This window comes from Blautia sp. SF-50 (assembly GCF_900101315.1).
Taxonomy (GTDB): domain Bacteria; phylum Bacillota; class Clostridia; order Lachnospirales; family Lachnospiraceae; genus Blautia_A; species Blautia_A fusiformis.
Map to the genome: position 1 here is coordinate 81,809 of NZ_FMUW01000006.1, position 22,524 is coordinate 104,332.

General features: G+C 43.6%; 22 protein-coding genes. 18 read left to right on the forward strand and 4 right to left on the reverse strand.

The features are described from left to right. Positions 1-14: 14 nt before the first annotated feature. On the forward strand, positions 15-1,271 hold the full coding sequence (locus tag BLP57_RS05510; RefSeq protein ID WP_022427252.1) for a competence/damage-inducible protein A: 1,257 nt from the start codon (positions 15-17) through the stop codon (positions 1,269-1,271). Between the two features lie 294 nt (positions 1,272-1,565). After that, positions 1,566-3,008 carry a DUF6935 domain-containing protein gene (locus BLP57_RS05515; RefSeq protein WP_022427253.1) on the forward strand — a complete coding sequence of 481 codons (1,443 nt, stop codon included), beginning with the start codon at positions 1,566-1,568 and terminating at the stop codon, positions 3,006-3,008. Positions 3,009-3,104: 96 nt separating this feature from the next. Here the strand turns inward: BLP57_RS05515 and BLP57_RS05520 are convergent, their stop codons facing one another. Together BLP57_RS05520 and BLP57_RS05525 are read right to left on the reverse strand one after the other, a co-directional pair. Beyond that, on the reverse strand, positions 3,105-3,935 hold the full coding sequence (locus BLP57_RS05520) for a Cof-type HAD-IIB family hydrolase (RefSeq protein WP_092069966.1): 831 nt from the start codon (positions 3,933-3,935) through the stop codon (positions 3,105-3,107). An 87-nt stretch (positions 3,936-4,022) separates the two neighbouring features. Beyond that, positions 4,023-5,606, reverse strand: a complete 1,584-nt coding sequence (locus tag BLP57_RS05525) for a glucose-6-phosphate isomerase (protein ID WP_092069968.1) — start codon at positions 5,604-5,606, stop codon at positions 4,023-4,025. A 305-nt stretch (positions 5,607-5,911) separates the two neighbouring features. Between BLP57_RS05525 and BLP57_RS05530 the strand changes: the two genes are divergently transcribed. From BLP57_RS05530 to BLP57_RS05540, 3 genes are read left to right on the forward strand one after another with little or no spacing between them, the layout of a single operon-like run. Continuing rightward, on the forward strand, positions 5,912-7,237 hold the full coding sequence (locus BLP57_RS05530; RefSeq protein ID WP_022427256.1) for a Na+/H+ antiporter NhaC family protein: 1,326 nt from the start codon (positions 5,912-5,914) through the stop codon (positions 7,235-7,237). Next, positions 7,234-7,935 (forward strand): DNA alkylation repair protein, encoded by a 702-nt coding sequence (locus BLP57_RS05535; protein WP_022427257.1) that lies wholly within the window; start codon positions 7,234-7,236, stop codon positions 7,933-7,935. The genes BLP57_RS05530 and BLP57_RS05535 overlap by 4 nt, the downstream gene beginning before the upstream one ends. Before the next feature lie 21 nt (positions 7,936-7,956). Continuing rightward, positions 7,957-9,411, forward strand: coding sequence for an ATP-binding protein (locus BLP57_RS05540; RefSeq protein ID WP_092069970.1), 1,455 nt, complete (start codon positions 7,957-7,959; stop codon positions 9,409-9,411). A 111-nt stretch (positions 9,412-9,522) separates the two neighbouring features. Here BLP57_RS05540 and BLP57_RS05545 read toward each other — a convergent pair whose 3' ends face one another. Next, positions 9,523-10,515, reverse strand: coding sequence for an acyltransferase family protein (locus tag BLP57_RS05545; RefSeq protein WP_092069972.1), 993 nt, complete (start codon positions 10,513-10,515; stop codon positions 9,523-9,525). Between the two features lie 687 nt (positions 10,516-11,202). Here BLP57_RS05545 and BLP57_RS05555 point away from each other — a divergent pair. The 11 genes from BLP57_RS05555 to rsfS all read left to right on the forward strand — a co-directional run bounded on the left by BLP57_RS05555 (position 11,203) and on the right by rsfS (position 19,335). After that, positions 11,203-13,074, forward strand: a complete 1,872-nt coding sequence (locus BLP57_RS05555) for a TIGR03960 family B12-binding radical SAM protein (protein WP_092069974.1) — start codon at positions 11,203-11,205, stop codon at positions 13,072-13,074. After that, positions 13,049-13,765 carry a TIGR03936 family radical SAM-associated protein gene (locus tag BLP57_RS05560; RefSeq protein ID WP_334292737.1) on the forward strand — a complete coding sequence of 239 codons (717 nt, stop codon included), beginning with the start codon at positions 13,049-13,051 and terminating at the stop codon, positions 13,763-13,765. Before BLP57_RS05555 ends, BLP57_RS05560 begins: the two co-directional genes overlap by 26 nt. Further along, a complete protein-coding gene (locus tag BLP57_RS05565) occupies positions 13,749-14,972 on the forward strand; it encodes a ribonuclease E/G (protein ID WP_092069978.1) in 1,224 nt (407 codons plus the stop codon). The genes BLP57_RS05560 and BLP57_RS05565 overlap by 17 nt, the downstream gene beginning before the upstream one ends. 141 nt (positions 14,973-15,113) lie before the next feature. After that, positions 15,114-15,419 (forward strand): 50S ribosomal protein L21, encoded by a 306-nt coding sequence (gene rplU, locus BLP57_RS05570; protein WP_092069980.1) that lies wholly within the window; start codon positions 15,114-15,116, stop codon positions 15,417-15,419. A 12-nt stretch (positions 15,420-15,431) separates the two neighbouring features. Next, a complete protein-coding gene (locus tag BLP57_RS05575) occupies positions 15,432-15,752 on the forward strand; it encodes a ribosomal-processing cysteine protease Prp (protein WP_092069983.1) in 321 nt (106 codons plus the stop codon). A 5-nt stretch (positions 15,753-15,757) separates the two neighbouring features. After that, positions 15,758-16,045, forward strand: a complete 288-nt coding sequence (rpmA, locus tag BLP57_RS05580; protein WP_015525168.1) for a 50S ribosomal protein L27 — start codon at positions 15,758-15,760, stop codon at positions 16,043-16,045. Between the two features lie 64 nt (positions 16,046-16,109). Further along, positions 16,110-17,402, forward strand: a complete 1,293-nt coding sequence (gene obgE / locus BLP57_RS05585) for a GTPase ObgE (protein WP_021652070.1) — start codon at positions 16,110-16,112, stop codon at positions 17,400-17,402. A gap of 11 nt (positions 17,403-17,413) precedes the next feature. After that, entirely contained in the window at positions 17,414-17,704 is a 291-nt protein-coding gene (yhbY, locus tag BLP57_RS05590) for a ribosome assembly RNA-binding protein YhbY (protein WP_021978046.1), read from the forward strand. A gap of 16 nt (positions 17,705-17,720) precedes the next feature. Continuing rightward, a complete protein-coding gene (gene nadD / locus BLP57_RS05595) occupies positions 17,721-18,362 on the forward strand; it encodes a nicotinate-nucleotide adenylyltransferase (protein ID WP_021652068.1) in 642 nt (213 codons plus the stop codon). After that, entirely contained in the window at positions 18,349-18,963 is a 615-nt protein-coding gene (yqeK, locus tag BLP57_RS05600; RefSeq protein WP_015525164.1) for a bis(5'-nucleosyl)-tetraphosphatase (symmetrical) YqeK, read from the forward strand. Before nadD ends, yqeK begins: the two co-directional genes overlap by 14 nt. A gap of 6 nt (positions 18,964-18,969) precedes the next feature. Beyond that, on the forward strand, positions 18,970-19,335 hold the full coding sequence (gene rsfS, locus BLP57_RS05605; protein WP_015525163.1) for a ribosome silencing factor: 366 nt from the start codon (positions 18,970-18,972) through the stop codon (positions 19,333-19,335). 179 nt (positions 19,336-19,514) lie between these two features. Here rsfS and lexA read toward each other — a convergent pair whose 3' ends face one another. After that, positions 19,515-20,135, reverse strand: coding sequence for a transcriptional repressor LexA (lexA, locus tag BLP57_RS05610; protein WP_015525162.1), 621 nt, complete (start codon positions 20,133-20,135; stop codon positions 19,515-19,517). A gap of 214 nt (positions 20,136-20,349) precedes the next feature. On the opposite strand from lexA, the gene BLP57_RS05615 reads away from it, so the two are divergent. Together BLP57_RS05615 and BLP57_RS05620 are read left to right on the forward strand one after the other, a co-directional pair. Continuing rightward, a complete protein-coding gene (locus BLP57_RS05615) occupies positions 20,350-21,792 on the forward strand; it encodes an HlyD family efflux transporter periplasmic adaptor subunit (protein WP_092069985.1) in 1,443 nt (480 codons plus the stop codon). Between the two features lie 19 nt (positions 21,793-21,811). Beyond that, positions 21,812-22,504: a YggS family pyridoxal phosphate-dependent enzyme gene (locus BLP57_RS05620; protein ID WP_092069987.1), complete on the forward strand. Its 693-nt coding sequence runs from the start codon at positions 21,812-21,814 to the stop codon at positions 22,502-22,504. Positions 22,505-22,524: the final 20 nt, after the last annotated feature.

Sequence of the window (22,524 nt, forward strand, 5' to 3'; positions counted from 1 at the left end):
AGGAGTTTCTTTTCATGATCACAGAACTGATATCCGTAGGAACCGAGATCCTTCTAGGAAATATCGTAAATACCAACAGCGCCTATCTTTCTGAAAAATGCGCCCTGCTTGGGTTAAGTGTTTACTATCAGGATGTAGTAGGTGATAATGAAGGCCGTATGCGTGACGTGATCCGTACTGCACTGGATCGTTCCGATGTTGTGATCCTCACCGGAGGTCTTGGACCAACAGAGGATGATATCACCAAGGAAGTAACTGCGGATCTGATGGGAATGCCTCTTAAGGAAGATTCCCACTCAAGGAAACTGATCGATAAATATCTGAAGGAATATGAGAAAAACAATCCTCAGAGACGTATCACGAAGAACAACTATAAACAGGCCATGGTTCCTGAGGGAGCCATTGTTCTTGATAATCATAACGGAACTGCTCCGGGACTGATCCTTGAGAAAAAAGGAAAAACCGCGATCCTTCTTCCTGGACCGCCCAATGAGCTGAAGCCCATGTTCGAGGAGTACGTTGTCCCATATCTGCAGAAAAACCAGCCGGAGATCATTGTGTCCCAGATGGTAAAGATCAGCGGGATCGGTGAGAGTCAGGTAGCAGAGGAAATCCAGGATCTGATCGAAAGCCAGACCAATCCTACCATTGCACCTTATGCAAAAACCGGTGAAGTGCATCTTCGTGTGACAGCAAGCGCAGAGAATGAAAAGGCCTGCAGAAAGCTGATCAAACCGGTTGTCAAGGAGCTAAAGAAGCGTTTTGGAGAGAATGTTTTCGCCACAGATGAGAGCAAGACACTGGAGGAAGCGGTGATCGATCTTCTGAAAGAGAAAGATCTGAAGCTTTCCCTGGCGGAATCGCTTACCGGCGGTATGATCGCCCAGCGCATTGTCAATGTATCCGGTGCGTCTGAGGTGTTTGGCTATGGCTTTGTGACTTATAGTAACAAGGCCAAGCATAAATGTCTGGGAGTGAAGAAGCGTACTCTGAAAGAGCAGGGGGCAGTTTCCGCCAAATGTGCCAGAGAAATGGCAAAGGGCGCCTGCAAAGCATCCGGAGCAGACATCAGTATTTCCGTGACGGGTCTGGCAGGACCGGGAGGCGGAACAAAGGAAACTCCGGTTGGTACTGTATTTATGGGCTGCTGCTATAAGGGCAAGGCTATTGCCAAAGAGTTCCACTTTACAGGAAACCGCATGCGGATCCGCGAGCAGACTACAGCGCATGCACTGGCGATGTTACGTGACTGTATCATTATGAGCAGATAGCGAATGCCTTGATCTGCCTGCTATTACGGATCAACCATGATATTTTTTATATAACAGGACTGATTTTTAAACAGATGAAACTTTTGATTTCAAGTATCTGTATCAAAAATCAGTCCTGTTTTATTTTTGTTTCCTGACAATAAGCCCCGTTATGGGCGATGAAAGAATATAAACGATCATATTTACAAGGATACTATCATAAGTGCTAGTGTTTTTATAAGGGATTTCCTCTAAAATATGATTAAAGCAATATATGACGTAAATATACGTTTTACCGGAAAGGGGGAAATCAGAATGAAAAAGAAAAAAAATCTGTTGTGTTTTGTGCTGCTGATCAGCCTTATTTTTACGATGGCATTTGGAAGTGTGACGGTCAGCGCCGCACCAAAACTGAACAGAACAAAAGTAACTCTTTTAAAAGGTGAGAAGACAACACTCAAGGTTACCGGGACCAAGCAGAAGGTTGCCTGGAGATCTTCCAAAAAGAGCGTTGCGACCGTAAACAGCAAAGGCCAGGTGGTTGCAAAAAATAAAGGTTCCGCAACGATCTATGCAAAGGTAAGCAAAAAAACATATAAATGTGTTGTAAAGGTAGAAACACCGAAGCTCAGCAGGACATCGCTGACATTAACAGAAAAGAAATCCAGTGCCATTAAATTGACAGGAACAACTGTGAAGGTGAAATATTCTTCTTCCAATCCGAAGATCGCACGTGTGGATTCCAAAGGAAAGATCACCGCAGTGAAAAAAGGAACAGCAGTGATCACAGCGAAGGCAAATACAAAGAAATTCAACTGTAAGGTTACAGTAAAAGCAGCGCAGAAACCGAAGCCGAAACCTACACCGGTGCCGAAACCATCTTTAAGTGCCACCACCTTAAATATGAATAAAGGTGATGTGAGACAGCTTCAGGTAAAGAATTATAAAGAGATTCTTGTATGGACCAGTGATGATACATCTGTTGCAACTGTAGACAGTAAAGGCAAAGTAACGGCAGTGAATGTGGGAACAACAAAGATCCAGGTCCGGGATAAGAGTACCTGGCGAGGCAGCTGTACTGTCCACGTGACACAGACAGTAAAGAAACAGGTGGAGCCGGTTCTTACAAAAGGAACTAAATCTGCAAAAAAAGAGATCACCAATGATAAAGGACAGAAGGAAGTTATTAATGTAACGATAAATACTTATACTTACACCTTTACCACGATCCCGACCAATGCGGAGGAACTGAAACAGTATGATATCACAACGGCAGACGGACGCTATAAGACCATGGCTCTGCTGATCCTTGCATATCGTACCTGGACACCGACCAATCCGACGGACTGCGAGGAGATGATTTCTTATCTCAATAATAAAGAGATGACTCAGTATTACAAAAACTTTTTGAGGGATCGTATGAAAGCGGATAACGGATATAAATATCTTGGCAATTCTTACCTGAACGGAGCAACTCCGGCCAACAATTATACTCCGTCTAAACCGATTTCCATTACGTTAAGACAGGACACACTTCCGGGTAAGGGAAATTCCATCAGTGAAGATATCCCGTATTTTGAACCGACTCAGACCACTCCTGCGATCTACAGATCATTTACTGATTTTGCAGGCAGCGACAGTTCCAGATGGATCTGTACATATAAGCACTCCAAAACCGGAAAATGGTATATCTGGGACCAGTCCTGGCATGATCTTCTTACCAGGATCAAACAGCCGGCAGGAAACTATGAATATTGATCGAATGTGAATGTACCGCTATTCAATCCCATTCTAAAAAAGGAACCGACAGCGTAAAAACTGTCGGTTCCTTTTTGGCATACATAATAGAATATCTCATCGGTGCAGCGCAAACTTTTCAATGGCGCGTGCTACACCGTCTTCGTCATTGGAAGCAGTAATATAATCGGCTGCTTCTTTTACCTGGGGCTGTGCATTGGCCATGGCTACGCCAAAACCGACTTCCCGGAGAAGATGGACATCGTTGTCACCGTCTCCGCATGCCATAATGGATTCCCTTGGGATTCCCAGCATTTCGCCAAGAGCAACAAGAGCGGTTCCTTTGTTGACACCGGCGGCGTTGATCTCAATATTGTAGCTTAAGGAGCCTACAAGCTCCAGCTCCTTAAGTTCACTTAATTCCTTCCAGGCGGCGGCGCGTTCCTCCATGTCTGCAAAAAGCGCCTGGACTTTATCCATGCTTCTGTTTTCTTTTGTAATGACATCCTGGATGTCCGGAACCGCGATACGGGTAGTACGGACATAATTCCACATATTAGGGTCGTGATGGTATTTTCCTACATTATCAAGCTTGGCAGCGTCTGCATATCCTTGGCCGTCAAAATAGATCTCACTTAAAGTATCATATTTTTCAAAGATACGGAGAGCTTTTTTTGCACTTTCCATGGGAAGAAGCTGCTCGATAAGAAGTTTATTATGGTCTGTATCAAGGACTCTGGCTCCGTTGGAGGTGAGAGCATAGTGAATTCCCGGAAAATTTCTCAGCTCCGCGGGAATGCCGGTATATGGCCGGCCGGTAGCCATCAGAACAAGGATACCTGCATCAATAGCTTCCCTGAGAACACGCCTGGTATTTTCTGTGAGTTCTTTTTTTGTATTCAGAAGAGTTCCGTCCAGATCAAGACCGATCATTTTTATCTGCTGCATATTTAAGATTTCCTTTCCCGGTTAAGGTCACATATACAGAAAAACCGTCCCGAAAAAACATTTTCCGGGACGGTACCTATCTGTTTATCAGATATCAAGAAGATCACTGTAAACTTTCAGTGCTCCGTCTGTATTATGAGCGAGAACACGTTTTGCAAGAACCTTACCAAGCTGTACACCCTCCTGGTCAAAGCTGTTCAGGTTCCATACAAAGCCCTGGAACATGATCTTGTTCTCAAAGTGTGCAAGAAGCGCACCCAGAGACTGCGGTGTAAGTTCCTCACCAACAATAATACTGGAAGGACGTCCGCCCTTGAAGTTTTTGTTCAGGTTCTCATCTTCTTTTCCACATGCAAAAGCAACGATCTGTGCTGCAACGTTTGCACAGAGCTTCTGCTGGCTTGTGCTGTTCTCGATATCAACATCAACACCAAGCTGGCTCTTCTTAAAGCCGATGAACTGAAGCGGAACAATATTGGTTCCCTGATGCAGAAGCTGGTAGAAGGAGTGCTGTCCGTTGGTTCCTGGCTCACCAAAGATCACCGGTCCGGTCACATAATCCACCGGCTCACCAAAGCGGTTTACAGATTTACCGTTAGACTCCATATCACACTGCTGAAGATGAGCAGGGAAGCGGCTTAATGCCTGTGAGTATGGTAAAACTGCAGTAGAAGGATATCCCTGTACATTTCTCTCATAAACGCCGATCAGGGCATCCAGCATATCCGGGTTCTCAAGAATGTTCTTATTTGTTGCAAGCTTATCCTCCTCGGCAGCTCCGTCAAGGATGTCTGCGAATACTTCCGGTCCGAATGCAAGGGAAAGGATCGCTCCGCCTACGCCGGAAACGGAAGAGTAACGTCCGCCGATATAGTCGTCCATGAAAATAGCGGTAAGGTACTCATCACTCTTTGCAAGAGGAGAGGTCTCACTGGTTACAGCAAGCATATGTCTGGACGGGTTCAGGCCCGCTTTTGTAAGGGCGTCTTTTACGAATGCCTCATTTGTCAGAGTTTCAAGTGTTGTACCGGATTTGGATACAACGATGAAAAGAGAGTGAGCAAGATCTACAGATGCAAGAACAGCAGCTGCATCATCCGGGTCAACGTTGCTGATGAATTTTGCTTCCATCTTGAAGGTGTTGTTTGCCTTTGCCCAGTTCTCAAGTGCGATATATAATGCACGCGGTCCCAGGTCACTTCCGCCGATACCGATCTGTACAACCGTAGTGAATTTCTCACCGGCTTCATTTGTGATCTCGCCTGCATGTACTTTGTTTGCAAAATCTGCAGCTTTCTTCTGCTGAGCTACATAGAATTCTCGCTTGTCCACACCGTCAACAACAACAGGCTCGCCAAGCTGTGTACGTGCAAGATGATGAAGGACCATACGTTTCTCGCCTGTGTTGATCACTGCGCCGTTATATAATTCCTGGAATTTTTCGATCAGTTCTGCCTCATCAGCCAGTTTGGAAAGTGCGTCAAGAACGGTCTCGTCCACTTCCTTAGCTGCGTAATTGTAAGCCAGACCTGCTGCCATCGGTACGCTGTACTTCTTTACACGTTCTGCACCCTGCTCGCCGGACATTGCTTCTGCAATGTTCACGTGATCTTTCAGACTGTTAAGTTTGCTGTAAGAAGCAAGAGTGTCCAGATTTTTCCATGTTGCCATAATCATATTCCTCCTTTAATGACTGTGATCAGAGATATCAACATAAATCCTTCGGATATCTTTTTCACAATTGTCTACAGCCAATTATACTGAAAAAAGCTCTGGATTTCAACGGAAGGAACGATTTAATTGGTGAAAATCTTGTTAAATAAGGTAAAAAATATCAGAGATAACAGGATCGTGACGGAAATATGAAGAAGTTTCCGTCAGCAGCAGGACAGGAATGGGGAAATATGATATGATAGAAAACAGATCACCCGGAGAAAAAAACCGGGAATATAATAAGTGATGAAGGGAATTGTTTTATGGAGGAAATGAAGAAAAAAGGAAATGTGATCGCACTGTTGCCTATCGGTGTTTTTCTGGTCCTGTATCTGGGACTGGGGATTTTGTTTGAGTATGTGATGAAGATCCCTATGGGATTTTATAATGTACCGATCGTTGTGGCTTTTCTGTCTGCGATCCTGGTGGCATGTGTTCAGAACAGAACGATCAGCTTTGATAGAAAGCTGGAGCTTATGGCAAAAGGAGTAGGAGATAAAAATATCATCACCATGCTTCTGATCTTTCTGACCGCAGGCTCTTTTGTGGGTGTTGTGGGGCGCAGTAGTGCAGAAAGTGTGGCCTACTGTATGCTTTCTCTGATACCGGCACGTTTTTCTGTTGCGGTATTGTTTGTAGTTGCCTGCTTCGTATCTGTGGCTATGGGAACTTCCGTTGGGACGATCACGCTTCTTACCCCTATTGCGGTAGCGGTTTCCAAAGCTTCCGGTTTTGATATGGCATTTTGTGTGGCATCGGTGATGGGAGGAGCCATGTTTGGTGACAACCTTTCTTTTATTTCTGATACCACGATCGCAGCCTGCAACGGTCAGGGCTGTCAGATGAAAGATAAATTCCGGGAAAATTTCTGGATCGCATTTCCGGCAGCTGTTGTTACACTGATCCTGATCCTTATCCTGTCTTTTCAGACAGAGATCCAGGGAAGAGTGGTACAGGATTATCATCTTATACAGATCTTTCCATATGTTCTGGTGCTGATCGGCGGGATCATCGGCATCAATGTATTTGTGGTACTTCTGATTGGAATTATCTCCGGCGCATTTATCATGCTTCTTGGAGGACATATCACACCGGTGGAGCTTCTGACCAATATCGGATCCGGTGTTTCCGGAATGTTCGAGACCTGTATGGTGGCTATCCTTGTAGCAGCCATGTGTGCGCTGATCCGGGAGCATGGAGGCTTTGAAGCGCTGCTTTCCGGAATACAGAGAGTTTTTAAAGGGAAAAAAGGCGGACTTCTTGGTATGGGACTTCTGGTTGGAGCCATGGATATCGCAACAGCCAATAATACGGTAGCTATTGTTATGGCCAACCCCATTGCAAAGGAAATGGCGCTGGAATATAAGATCACTTCCAGAAAGACAGCTTCTATCCTGGATACATTTTCCTGTATTTTCCAGGGGGTGATCCCATATGGAGCCCAGATGCTGGTTGCCATTTCTGCGGCAAAGGAACTGGGATTTGAGCTTTCTGCTTTTCAGATCATGCCGAAACTGTTTTACCCCATGCTTCTGCTAGTGAGTTCTCTGATCGCGATCTTTGGTATAAAAGGCGGGGATGATAAATGAATCAGGAAGAGATGATCCGGGATGTCCGGAAAAGACTGTTTGAAATGCAGGATACAGGATATCGGGATTTTCATGCAAGGCTGGTTCCGACTGTGGAGAAAGAAAAGATCATCGGTATCCGGACACCGATACTCCGGAAATTTGCAAAAGAATTTGGAAAAACAGAAAGATCCGAAATGTTCCTGAAGGTTCTTCCTCATCAGTATTATGAGGAAAATAATCTCCATGGCCTGCTGATCGAGCAGATCAGAGATTATGATAAATGTCTGAAAGAACTGGAGCGTTTTCTTCCGTATATTGATAACTGGGCGACCTGTGATCTGCTGGCGCTCCATATGATGAAAAAACACCGTGATATATTTATCCGGGAGATTTATCGCTGGATGGAGTCGGATAAGCCGTATATCATCCGGTTCGGGATCAGTATGCTGATGCGCCATTATCTGGACGAAGGATTTAAACCGGAATATCCGGAGAAAGTGGCAGCGATCCGCTCGGAAGAATATTATGTAAATATGATGCGAGCCTGGTATTTTGCTACAGCACTGGCAAAACAGTATGAGAAGATCCTTCCATTCTTGGAAGAGCAGAGAATGGATATCTGGACTCATAACAAGACGATCCAGAAATCCATTGAAAGCTACCGGATCACACAGGAACAGAAGAATCATCTCAGGACACTGCGGATAAAGAAATAAACAGCAGGTAAGGGTTAAAATATGAAGGCAATATCGATCTATGCACTTACAAGAAATCAAAATATGGAATGTGTCCAGAAGCTGGAACGCCAGCTTTCCGGCAGAGATTTTTTTCTCAGGATCAAAGAGTGGGAACTGGAAAGTATGAAAGCACTGGTGAAGCAGCTGGAACTGCATATGGAAGAGGTATATAAGCTCCGGCTTTTTTATTCGTTCCAGATCCCGAAGCTTGGAAAGGAGTTTGATCTCCTTCAGATCAAGGATGATCAGATCGTAAATATTGAACTGAAAAGCGGCAGTGTATCGGATGAGGCCATTCGAAGACAGCTGATTCAGAACCGGTATTATCTGTCTGTTTTTGGGAAATCGATCCTGTCTTATACCTATATCAGCAGTGAAGATCGTCTGGTGAGACTGACCAATCACGATCACATTGTGGAGGGGGACTGGAAACAGCTATGTATTGCATTGGGGAAAGAAAGCCCGGACTATGAGGGAGATATCGAGGATCTGTTTCAGGCAGAGCTTTATCTGATCTCTCCGCTGACAGAACCGGAGCGTTTTCTCAAAAAAGAGTATTTCCTTACTTCCCAGCAGAGAGATATTGAACGGCAGATTCTGAAGAGAATACGTGGAGAAAGAGGAGGATATTTCTGGTTCAGCGGACTTCCAGGAACCGGAAAAACATTGTTGCTTTATGATATTGCGATGAAGTTGTCCGTGCGCCAGAGAGTCTGTATCATTCACTGTGGAGAGGCGGGAAAAGAATGGAAGATTCTTCATGAACGTCTGCGGCGGATAGATTTTCTGGCAGATACTCAGCTGGACGGAACGACGGATCTTGGCTGTTACAGCAGCATTCTGGTAGATGAAGCACATCTTCTGTCCCTGGAAAAATTATCGGTTCTGCTTACATGGAGTGAGCACAGGCCGGTGATCTTTTCCAGTGATTCCGAGGATGTGATCTCACCGGAAGAGATGGATCGTAGCATTGTGGAAAGCCTGGGAAATCTGCCGGAGATCCAGAAATTCCATCTGACAAACCGGATCCGTACCAATGCGGAACTTTCCTCTTTTATCCAGAACATGATGCACCTGCCGGAAAAAAGAAGCCCCAGATGGTATCCGCATATTGTGGTGATGTATGCCAACAATGACAGTGAGGCGGAAAAGCTTCTGCATGATCTTGTGAGACAGGGATTTAAGGAGCGGACAGAAGAGGCTTCCGGGCAGCCTGGTGTCCAGGCGGTGAGACCTGAGGAGAAGATCGTCGTATTGCTGGATGAACAATATTATTACGATGAAAATGGATATCTTAGATCCAGGTGTTCTTCGGGAGAATATTCTAATGTACGAAGTCTTTTTCACCTTCTGAACCAGGCAAAAAAGAGCCTTGCCCTGGTGGTGAAGGAGAATATGGCAGTATATGAAGTGCTGCTTGAGATCCTGCAGATGAAGAAAAAGCATATACGTTGAATCTTCGTGACTGTAAACTAACCGACTCTCCCTTGAAATCCCCCACCATTTTAATGTCAGAACTTCTTTCAAAAGAGGCTGTCTATTTCCTGACAGCCTCTTTTGAAATGATCATTCATTTCGGGATGGAATATGCGAAAATGCTTTTTGAATATGTACAACAGGAAATGCAAAAAATTTCGTACTGAAAATAATGGTCAGAAATATTCCTAACGAAACCCATAGAGCTTGTCCCCAAGCAGTATTTACAAGTATATCATCAATTTTAAAATATTGCATTAAATGTATGGCAGGATAATGCCAAAAATATACCTGCAGTGTCCGCTGTCCAGCATTTGAAATAAAGGGAATCCGCTTGTTGGGAACCAAGCTAAGCAAACATATACACGTCAGCAATGTTATAAGAATACAAAAAATCCGGTAAAGGGGACCGTAGACTTCAAATGCTGGATTAATATCAAAAGAATTTCTTCCTGTAAAAAGCGGACGCAATATATATATCAGATTCAGTTTTCGGGTACATAAATAACCCCAGATTGCAATTCCGCCAAGACAAAAAACTTTTAATATTTTGCTATGGTTTAGTTCCTGAATCCGATTTCTGTCACTCATCTGTCCCAGCAGATAAAATGGATAAAATACTACAAAACGCGACAGATAGAGGTAATCCCCGATAGATTTATCATATCCTACAATACAGGCAAGAATAATTGACAGCAGAAAAATGATTTTTAAATCAATATCCCGCAGGAAATAAGAACATGCAGTAAACATTGCCAGTGCGAACATAAACCAGGGAATTCCATCATCAGACAGCAATAAAAAATCTGTCTTATGAAAAAATATCAATTTTGACAGATATAAAAGCACTTTCATGGAAAAGCCCATAAAAATAAAAGAAATACAGCGATTTTTTACATTTCGATTACTGTGAAATAATCCTGATAAATATATGAACAATGGCATATGAAAGGCATAAATAAAAACATATGTGCTTTTCATAATATCTGAAGATTTTACCAGGCAATCAGAAAGATGTCCAATTACTACAGTTGTCATCAGCAAAAACTTCAGATTATCAAAGAGAGAAATCCTTTTTTTCATTTTGATAAAACTCCTTTTTAAAAACTGTGTATTAGTATAACAGTAATTTAAAAAAAAGTCATTATAAAAATAAACTATAAAAGTACGGACATAAGAAGGCAGTATAATGAACACAAATTTTGAACACTATAAAGTATTCTACTATGTAACAAATATGAAAATCTCATAAAACCAGCATCTGTTTTAAAAACTAGCCAGCCTGCAGTTACGAGAACGATTCATAACCTGGAAAATGACTCCGGAAGGGCGCATCTTTTATGAATATGTATCTGCCGGATGCGCGCGATTCTTTAAAGTGGAAAACAATCTCAGCAATCTGATCAGCCTGAAAAACGGAACCATATGTAAATGCGTATTTTGGACTGGTTGCTCTGCCAGGTTAATTTCACGAGTTCAGCTAAGGGTATTGCCGTATGCAGTTAAGAACACAATTTTCTTGAAATCTTGGCCATAGATGATTATAATAGGGAGAAGGTATGTCAATTTTGTACTATTAGTGACATTTAGTGTTACATTGTATTTAAAGGTACAAAATGTCCATTTTTGACCAAGCGGGGTTTTGGGCACTATTTTATAGTAACTTTTCACACAAGAATTGACTTACAAATATAAATATTTTTGAAGTTTCACTGATTTTTTTACTTTTAAGTTATTTGTGAAATATCACTGGTTTTAGAAAGGAATAGGATGAGAAAATTAGCATTAAGTGATGAAATATTACTTAAAGTTGACAAAGCTGCCCGCTATATCGGCGGTGAAGTCAACTCCGTAATGAAAGATAAAAATGCGGTAGATATCCGTTTTGCAATGTGCTTCCCGGATGTCTACGAAATCGGCATGTCCAACCTCGGTATGATGATCCTCTACAACATGTTCAACCAGCGTGAGGATGTTTGGTGTGAGCGCCTTTTTTCTCCGTGGCCGGATCTGGATAAAGTGATGAGGGAACAGAATATCCCGTTATTTGCACTGGAGTCCCAGGAGCCGATCCGTGATTTTGATTTTCTTGGTATTACTCTTGGTTATGAAATGTGTTATACCAATATCCTCCAGGTACTGGATCTCAGCGGGATTCCGCTGAAAAGTGCGGACCGTGGTGAGGATTTCCCGATTGTGATCGGTGGTGGTGCCTGTGCGTATAATCCGGAGCCGCTGGCGCCGTTTTTTGACCTGTTCTATATTGGAGAGGGCGAGACGGTTTATGATGCTCTTTTTGATGCTTATAAGGCCAATAAGAAAGCTGGCGGCAGCAGGAGAGATTTTCTTCTGGCAGCAGCTAAGATCCCTGGAATTTATGTTCCATCTCTTTATGAAGTTACCTATAAAGAAGATGGTACGATCGCATCCTTTGCACCGACGGCGGATGGTGTTCCTGAGAAGGTCCAGAAACAGCTGATCATTGATATGGAAAAGGAATATCGTGCTGTGGAGGCACCGGTCGTTCCTCACATTAAGGCAACACAGGATCGTGTAACTCTTGAGATCCAGAGAGGATGCATTCGAGGCTGTCGTTTCTGCCAGGCAGGTATGATCTATCGTCCGACCCGTGAACGTGATGTGGAGACTTTGAAGGAATCGGCGCGTATCATGCTGAAAAATACAGGACACGAAGAGATTTCCCTTAGTTCCTTAAGCTCCAGTGACTATTCCCAGCTGAAAGAACTGGTGAACTTCCTGATCGAAGAGTTTCATGGAAAGGCTGTTAATATTTCCTTACCATCTCTCAGGATCGATGCGTTTGCACTGGATGTTATGAGTAAAGTGCAGGATGTAAAGAAAAGCAGCCTGACTTTTGCTCCGGAGGCCGGTTCTCAGCGACTTCGTGACGTTATCAACAAAGGTCTGACAGAGGAAGTGATCCTCCATGGTGCGGGCGAAGCATTCAAGGGTGGCTGGAATCAGGTGAAGCTTTACTTTATGCTCGGTCTTCCCACAGAAACAGAAGACGATATGAAGGGGATTGCTCATCTGGCACAGAAGATCGCAGAGACCTATTATGAGGTAGTTCCGAAAGAACAGCGTAAAGGTAAGGTACAGATCAACGTCAGCACATCTTTCTTTGTGCCGAAGCCGTTTACCCCATTTCAGTGGGCACCAATGTATACAGAGCAGGATTTTGTGGAAAAAGCCAAGGTGGTTAAAAATGAAGTCCGCGCCCAGCTGAATCAGAGGAGTATCCGTTATAACTGGCATGAACCGGATGTAACAGCTCTGGAAGGATTTCTCGCACGCGGGGACAGACGATGCGCGGATGTGATCCTGAAGGCTTATGAAAAAGGTGCCCTTTACGATGCCTGGACAGAAAATTTTGATTATGATATCTGGAAGGAAGCTATGGCTGAATGCGGAGTGGATATGACATTCTACACACTTCGTGAAAGAAGCCTGGATGAGATCCTTCCATGGGATTTCATTGATACCGGTGTCAGCCGCAGATTCCTGGAGCGTGAATGGCAGCGTGCAAAAGAGGGTGTTGTGACGGAAAACTGCCGTCAGAAATGTTCCGCATGTGGAGCTATGAAATTTAAAGGAGGTGTCTGCCTTGAAGGTAAGAATTAAATTCAGCAAAGAGGGTCCTATGAAGTTTGTGGGACATCTGGATACCATGCGTTATTTCCAGAAAGCACTTCGTCGTGCAGAGCTTCCGGTAGCGTTTTCCGGTGGATACAGCCCGCATATGATCATGTCTTTTGCGGTTCCACTTGGAGTGGGGATGGAGAGTCTCGGAGATTATTTTGACCTGGAAATGGCAGAAGATATGCCTACTGCAGAGATCGCAGCCCGTCTGGAGGAACAGATGGCAGAGGGGATGCATATCGTTAGCGTCCGCAAGGTAGAGGATGGAAAAGCGGGTAAAGCGATGGCACTGGTGGCAGCAGCAGATTATCTTGTGGAGTTCCGTCCGGGCAAAGAGCCTTCTATTGACTGGAAAAGCCGTGTGAAAGAATTTCTGGCACAGCCGGAGATCAAAGTGACCAAGCAGACCAAGCGCAGCGAAAAGGAGATCGATCTTCGTCCGAATATCTATAAAATGGAAGTAAGAGAGAATGGGTTCTTTTATATGCTGGCATCTGCAAGCTCTAATTATACGAAGCCGGAGATGGTAACAAACACCTTTTTCCACTGGATTGGAGAAGAACTTCCGGAATTTGCCTTCACAGTGAAACGTCTGGAAATGTATGCCGATAAAGGAGAAAATGCAAGCCCACGTTTTGTGACTCTGGAATCATTAGGTGAGGAAATTGAGTAAACTGATCATAACAAGAATGGAGATCCATGGTGTGCCCTGTACAGTAGCGGCCCTTTCGGAGGAGGAACGGATCGTTGAGATCCGACTGGAATCCGATCAGGAAAAATCCATTCTTGGAAATATATATACCGGACAGGTCGAAAATATCGCATCCAATATCCAGGCGGCTTTTGTGCAGATCGAGCCTGGAAAGAGATGCTACTATTCTCTTGCAGAGGCACAGAGAGCTGTTTTTTCCGCAGGAAGAAAAGGAAACGGACCATTGCGGCCTGGAGATGAGCTCCTGGTACAGGTGAGCAGGGATGCCATGAAGGGAAAACTTCCGGCACTGACATCCAATCTGAATTTTACGGGAAGATATCTTGTTCTCACTACAGGAGATAAAAAGTTTGGTCTGTCTTCCAAGCTGGCACTGGAAGATCGCCATCGCCTCAGCGGATGGCTGAAAGAGGAAGCAGAGCGTCCGGATAAGGAATTCGGTATCATTGTCCGGACCAATGCCGCAGACGCTTCCAAAGAAGAGATCTTGAAGGAACTGGAGTGGCTGAAGGGCCGCTACCATAAAGCCGTAGTTCAGGGACGGAACCGTACCTGTTTCAGTCTTGTACTGGAGACAGAACCATTTTATGTGGCTGCTGTGAGGGATGCTTATGGCCGTGACCTGGATGAGATCATTACCGACGTGCCGGAAATCGGGGAAATGATCCGGGGATATCTGGAAGAGATCAGCCCGGAGCTTAAAGAAAAGCTTCGTTTTTATCAGGACAAACTTCTTCCGCTTTATAAGCTGTATCGTGTGGAAACTGCACTGGATGCGATCCAGAAAGAAAAAGTATGGCTGAACAGCGGTGGATTTCTGGTGATCCAGCAGACGGAGGCATTTGTGTCCATTGATGTAAACAGTGGAAAATATACCGGAAAGAAGAAAATGGAAGAAACCTTCCGTAAGATCAATCTGGAAGCGGCAGCGGAGATTGGCCGGCAGTTGCGGCTGCGTAATCTTTCAGGTATTATCCTGATCGATTTTATCAACATGGAAAATCCGGATCACAGAGAGGAACTCTTTCATGTTTTACAGAAGCTCCTCAGAAAAGATCCGATAAAGAGCAGGGCCATTGATATCACACCATTGCATATCCTGGAAATGACCAGAAAGAAAGTAAGACGTCCGGTGATCGAGGACATTCGGGAGCTTACAAAAAAATAATAAAAATATCAAAAAAACTATTGACATAACAGTATGTCACTGTTATGATAATTGAGTATGCCGCACAAAGAGGTTAAAGAGCTTCAGTTTCAGAACAGAAGCCACCGAATTTGGCGAGTAAATAATTAGGAGGTGCCACAGATGTACGCAATTATTGCAACAGGTGGTAAACAGTACAAGGTTGCCGAGGGTGACGTAATTAAAGTTGAAAAGCTCGGTGTAGAAGCTGGTGAAACCGTAACATTTGACAACGTGATCGCAGTCAGCAATGACGGATTAAAGGTTGGCGAGGATGTAAAAGATGCCAGTGTTACCGCTTCTGTAGTTGAAAACGGTAAGAGTCGCAAGGTCATCGTTTACAAATACAAACGCAAAACTGGATATCACAAGAAAAACGGACACAGACAGCAGTACACCAAAGTTAAGATCGAAAAGATTAACGGTTAATCTGGTGTCATCATGATTACAATTAAAGTCAGAAAGAAAAACGGATCTTACGAAGAATTTATTTCGAAGGGACATGCCGGTTATGCAGAAGCCGGACAGGATATTGTCTGTGCTGCGGTATCTGCACTGATCATTACCACGGTGAATTCTCTTGAGAAATTCACAGATGATAAATTTGATGTGCAGGAAGAGGATGGATTTGTTTCCATTCATTTCAGAAATGATCTTTCTGAACGGGGGATGCTCCTTATGGATTCCTTACTTCTCGGTCTGACGGAAATTGCTGGTAGTTATAACAATCGATATTTGACAGTAAAAGTCAAGGAGGTGTAACAACAATGATGAAGATGAACCTTCAGTTATTCGCACATAAAAAGGGAGTTGGTTCTACAAAGAACGGTCGTGATTCCGAGTCTAAGAGATTAGGTGCGAAAAGAGCAGACGGACAGTTTGTAAAAGCCGGAAACATTCTTTACAGACAGCGCGGAACCAAGATTCACCCAGGTGAAAACGTAGGCTGCGGTAAAGACTATACTTTATTTGCACTTACAGACGGAGTCGTAAGATTCACAAGAAAAGGTCGCGATAAGAAACAGGTTTCTATCGTTCCTGTAGACGCAGAGTAATGAAATAGGTAAAAGGCTTCAAATCGATCCGGTTTGGAGCCTTTTTTTGGAATAGAGGTGTAATATGTTTGCAGATAGAGCAAGGATCATTATCCGCTCCGGTAAAGGCGGCGACGGACATGTAAGCTTCCGGCGTGAGCTGTATGTACCCAATGGCGGGCCGGATGGCGGCGATGGTGGCCGTGGCGGTGATGTGATTTTTGAGATCGACGAGGGCCAGAATACTCTCGGAGACTACAGACACAGAAGAAAATATAAAGCTGAGGATGGCCAGGAAGGCGGTAAAAAACGCTGCCATGGTGCAGACGGTAAGGATGTGGTCCTGAAGGTTCCGGAAGGTACGGTGATCATGGATGCGGAATCCGGCAAGGTCATCGCGGATATGTCCGGTGAGAATCGCAGACAGGTCGTATTAAAAGGCGGTCGTGGTGGAAAAGGCAATCAGCACTATGCAACAGCTACCATGCAGGTACCGAAATATGCCCAGCCTGGACAGCCGGCTCAGGAACTTGAGGTTCTCCTTGAGCTTAAAGTGATCGCAGATGTCGGTCTGGTAGGATTTCCGAATGTTGGTAAATCTACTTTCCTTTCCCGTGTGACAAATGCACAGCCGAAGATCGCCAACTATCATTTTACAACATTGAGCCCTAATCTTGGAGTTGTAGATACTGATAACGGCGGCTTTGTTATCGCTGATATCCCGGGACTGATCGAGGGTGCATCAGAAGGTGTGGGACTTGGACATGAATTCCTCCGTCATATTGAGCGTACACGAGTTATCATCCACATTGTAGATGCCGCTTCCGTAGAAGGTCGTGATCCAGTGGAGGATATCCACAAGATCAATAAAGAACTGGAGGCCTACAATCCGGAAATTGCAGCAAGACCGCAGGTGATCGCAGCCAACAAGATTGACTGTATTTTTGATGATGGCGAAGAAAGCCCTATTGATCAACTGAAAGCAGAATTTGAGCCACAGGGTATTTCGGTTTATCCAATTTCAGCCGTTACCGGGCAGGGTGTCAGAGAACTCCTTTTCCATGTGAAAGAGCTTCTGGATAAGAGCCCGATGAAACCGGTAGTGTTTGAACAGGAATTCTTCCCGGAAGATGTTCTTGTAAATGAAAATCTTCCGTTTACTGTGGAGCGTAGCGAGGAAGATCCGGAAGTATTCCTTGTGGAAGGTCCTAAGATTGAAAAAATGCTTGGCTATACAAATCTGGATTCTGAGAAGGGATTTGCCTTCTTCCAGAAATTCCTGAAAGAGGGCGGTATCCTGGAGGAACTGGAAAAAGCCGGTATCCAGGAAGGCGATACGGTTCGTATGTATGGCTTTGATTTTGATTATTATAAATAAGAGGTATGACAATGACAAGTAAGCAGAGAGCATATTTAAAAGGCCTTGCCATGACAATGGATCCGATCCTTCAGCTTGGCAAGGGTGGTCTTACTCCTGAAAATACCGCTGCTGTTGAGGAAGCTCTTGCAGCAAGAGAGCTGATCAAGATCAGCGTTCTTCAGAACTGTCTGGAGGATCCACGTGAAATGGCACAGGTTCTTGCAGAGAGAACAAGATCTCAGGTAGTACAGGTGATCGGTAAAAAGATCGTTCTCTACAGAGAAGGTAAAAAGGACAAGAAAAAAATCATTCTTCCGTAATCTCGGGAGGTTATAAATGAGCAAAGCAACAAAAAAAATAGGAATCATGGGTGGTACTTTTGATCCCATTCATATGGGGCATTTGATCTTGGGAGAAAAGGCCTATGAACAGCTTGAGCTTGATAAAGTTTTGTTCATGCCCTGCGGAAATCCACCTCATAAACGGAACCGTAAGGGCAGAGCGACTGATGAACAGCGTGCGGAAATGGTCCGTCTTGCCATAGAGGATAATCCTCACTTTGAGCTGTCTCTGATCGAGATGCATGAGGAAGGCTATACGTATACTTACCGGACTCTGGAACAGCTGAATAAAGCGAATCCGGACACAGAGTATTATTTTATCATCGGTGCAGATTCGCTTTTTAATTTTGATACCTGGATGGAACCGGAACGCATTTGTCAGGAAGCAGTACTGGTAGTGGCAACCAGAGATCATACTCCATTGAAGGAACTTGATCAGCAGATGCAACTTCTGTCACAGAAGTATAACGGGAATTTTATTCGACTGGATACCATGAATATTGATGTTTCCAGTGAGCTGCTCCGTTCCTGGCATGAAAGCGGGCAGAGTCTCCGCTATTATGTTCCCAAGCCTGTGATTTCCTATATTGAGAAAAACGATATCTATAAAGGAAATGATTCAGATGGGAAAATATGATTTTATCAAGATAAAAAAGAAACTTTCCAAATATCTGGATGAGGCCAGATTTGAGCATACAATGGGGGTTATGTACACTTGTGCTGCGCTTGCCATGGTTTATGATTATGATCTGGAGGATGCACAGGCTGCAGGACTTCTTCATGACAGTGCAAAGTGTATTCCTAATAAAAAGAAACTGAAGCTGTGCAGCCAGCATGATATTCCGGTATCAGATTTTGAAAAGGATCATCCGTTTCTTCTTCATGCCAAACTGGGGGCTTATGTGGCCAGCAGTAAATATGATATTAAAGACGAAGAGATCCTGACAGCGATCACTTATCATACAACAGGAAGACCGGGAATGAGCCTTCTTGAGAAGATCGTATATATTTCAGACTATATTGAACCAATGCGTGACAAAGCTCCGAATCTTGCGAAGGTGCGAAAGATTGCTTTTGAAGATCTGGATGAGTGTATGTATGAGATTTTAAAGGATACACTGGAATATCTGGAGGAAAATCCCAAGGAAATCGACAGTACGACCAGGGATGCTTATGTTTATTATAAAGAACTCCATGACAGAAAAATGCAGGATGCAGCCAACAGACAGGAGGATTAAAATTCTATGAGTATCGAAAAAGAGATGGTCCGGATCGCCTGCAAGGCACTGGATGATAAAAAAGCAAAGGATATCAAGATCATTGATATCCATGAGGTTTCCGTGATCGCAGATTATTTTGTGATCGCAAGTGCTTCCAACCAGAATCAGGTACAGGCAATGGTTGACAATGCAGATGAAATGCTTGGCCGTGCCGGATATGAAGCAAAACAGATCGAGGGAACCAGAAACTCCAGCTGGGTCCTCATGGATTACGGTGATATGATCATCCATATCTTTGATGAGGAAAACAGACTTTTCTACGATCTTGAGAGGATTTGGAGAGACGGCAAGATTCTTGATGCGGAAGAATTTCTTGGTGAGAATGAGTAAAATTTGTTATATTAGTTTACTGTAAAAATATTATGTGAACTAAATAAGAAGAAATCAAAAAGCAGAAGTTTTCTGCTGAAAAAGAAAAGAGAGATATCTTTGTGGGGCTGTACAGCTACCTTAAAGATATCTCTCTTTTTAGATCACATTACATTGGGTGGGATCTGTTGTTTATATTTTTATGAAAAGAAACGAAATACACCAAATACTTTGCCGAGGATCTGCAGATTACCGGTGATGATGATCGGTTCCATATTGTCGTTCTCCGGCTGAAGTCGATAATAACCATTTTCTTTGTAGAAAGTCTTAACTGTTGCAGAATCATCGATCAGAGCAACTACCATGTCGCCGTTTTCTGCTGTTGCCTGCTGCTTTACAAGAACCTGATCTCCATCAAAAATACCTGCATTGATCATACTGTCGCCTTTGACAGTCAGCATGAAACTTTGTTCATTGGGCATATATTCAGCCGGGATCGGAAAGTAAGCATCGATATTTTCCACTGCCAGGATCGGCTGTCCGGCAGCAACAGTGCCTACAAGAGGAACATTGACAACCTCGCGGCGGACCAGATTGAAATTATCATCAATGATCTCGATCGCACGGGGCTTGGTGGCATCTCTGCGGATATATCCGTTTTTTTCCAGAGCTTCCAGATGGGAGTGAACGGAAGATGTGGATTTCAGGTTTACTGCTTCACAGATTTCACGGACGGAGGGCGGAAAACCTCTGTTAAGGATCTCATTTTTCATATAATCCAGTATTTCCTGCTGCTTTTTACTGATTCTGCCATATGTCATGTGTACTTACCTCCCTGGGTTGATTTTATCTGCTGTCGACCATAATATGACAGCATCACGAAATTATATTTTGAATAGTATAACATACTTTTGAAAAAATGGCAAACGGATATTCGGAAAGTATGTTCGCACGTTTTAAAGCTTGTATTCATTTAAATAAAATGTTACAATAAAACGAACTTTAAGAGATGAACGATGTAAAGGAGGCATTCATTTGCCGGATAATAAAGTACATTCCGGAAAAACTCCGGGATTCTTAGCAAAGCTTCGTAAAATTTTTGGTCTGAACATTGGAACTGTAATGTTCGGAGCAATTTTTATCTATATGATCTTTAGTGTGATTCTTTATCTTACAGCTTCTCATATGGAATCTTATCAGGTTCCCTCCGGTCCGTTATCCATGAATGAGACATACATAGGGCTGGCGATCATGACAGAGAACGTAGTGCAGGCAGATGCTGGCGGTTACGTTACATATTACGCAAGGGAAGGTACCAAGATCAATGCCAACGGTGCTGTCTACAGCCTGAACAGTTCAAGATCTGCAGACAATGTAACCTCTCTGAGCAGAGAGGAACTGGCGGATATACGCAGTAATATGCAAAGCTTTTCCAAAGGATTTGATCCCAGCAAATTCAACAGTGCCTATAGTTTTAAATATCAGCTCAATGGAAGCATCCTTCAGTATGCTTCAGACAGTTCGGGAGCTTCTTCTGCAAGCACGACGTCTGAAGATGGAGAGGAAGCCACAGTTACAACTATAGTTTCCAGTGATCCGAATATCCGCCGTGCGCAGACAGACGGGATCATCCTGTATTCTACAGATGGCTACGAAACCAAAACAGTTGATAATGTCACAGCTGCTGATTTTGATCAGAATTCCTATCAGGAAACGGATCTGAAAACAGATGGACAGATAAAGGCCGGAGATGATATTTATACGATCATTACAGATGAACGCTGGAGTCTTTTGATCCCTTTAAGTGAGAAGCAGGCTGCTAATCTGAAGGAGCGTACATCGATCCGCGTCAAGTTCCTGAAAGATGATCTGACGCAGACAGGAGACTTTTCGATCATGGAGATCGATGGGGCTAAATACGGTAAGATTGATTTTAATAAGGGACTGATCCGATATGCGTCAGACCGGTTTCTGGAAATAGAACTTGTCACGAACAATGTGACAGGTTTAAAGATCCCGTTATCTTCTATCGTAACGAAGGAGTTTTATGCAATACCTTCCAAATATCTTACGACGGATGATGAAACACAGCAATCCGGATTTATGCTTTCCGGCAGAAATAAAAAAGGCGACAGTACGACAACCTTTGTCAGTGCCGGTATCTATGGCCGTGATGAGATCACAGACAAAGAAACACAGGAAACAAGCTATATTTATTACGTAGACAAGAATAAATTTAAAGAAGGCGATGCTCTTGTTGAGCCGGATAGTGGAGAGAAGTTTATCATCGGAGATACAGAAGTTCTGGAGGGAGTTTTCTGTGTCAATCAGGGATATGCGGTATTCCGCCGGATCGAGATCCTGGATGAAAATGAGGAATATGCGGTTGTATCAAAGGAAACCTATAATGGGCTTGTCCGATATGACCGTATTGTGAAAAATGCAGATAAAGTAAGTGAACAGGATATACTTTACTAATTAAAGGAGGATTTATATCATGGTAGCGGAAAATTTGGCACAGGTGCAGAAAAATATTAATGAATCCTGCAATAAAATTAACAGAGATCCGAATGAAGTCACACTGATCGCAGTAAGCAAAACCAAACCGGTGGAGATGCTGAAGGAGGCTTATGATGCCGGAGCACGTGTCTTTGGAGAGAACAAAGTGCAGGAGATCGTGGATAAATATGATCAGATGCCTTCAGATGTCAAATGGCATATGATCGGACATCTTCAGCGTAATAAAGTAAAATATATTGTGGATAAAGTTGCAATGATCCATTCTGTAGATTCGCTTCGCCTGGCCGAGACGATTGAAAAAGAAGCAGCGAAAAAAGCGGTTATTGTTCCGATCCTTATAGAAGTAAATGTAGCGCAGGAAGAAAGTAAATTTGGTCTGAGACCGGAAGAAGTTTTACCGCTTATAGAACAGATCGCAGATTTTTCACACATTCGGATAAAGGGGCTCATGACAATTGCTCCCTATGTTGATAATGCAGAGGAAAATCGCGAAATTTTCCGTGAACTTAAGAAATTAAGTGTTGACATTGCTGCTAAAAACATTAATAATGTTACTATGAGTGTTCTGAGTATGGGAATGACCGGAGATTACATGGTTGCCGTGCAGGAGGGCGCTACGATGGTGCGTGTAGGCACTGGTATTTTTGGTGCAAGAAATTACGCATTATAAGACTAATAAGATTGGAGATT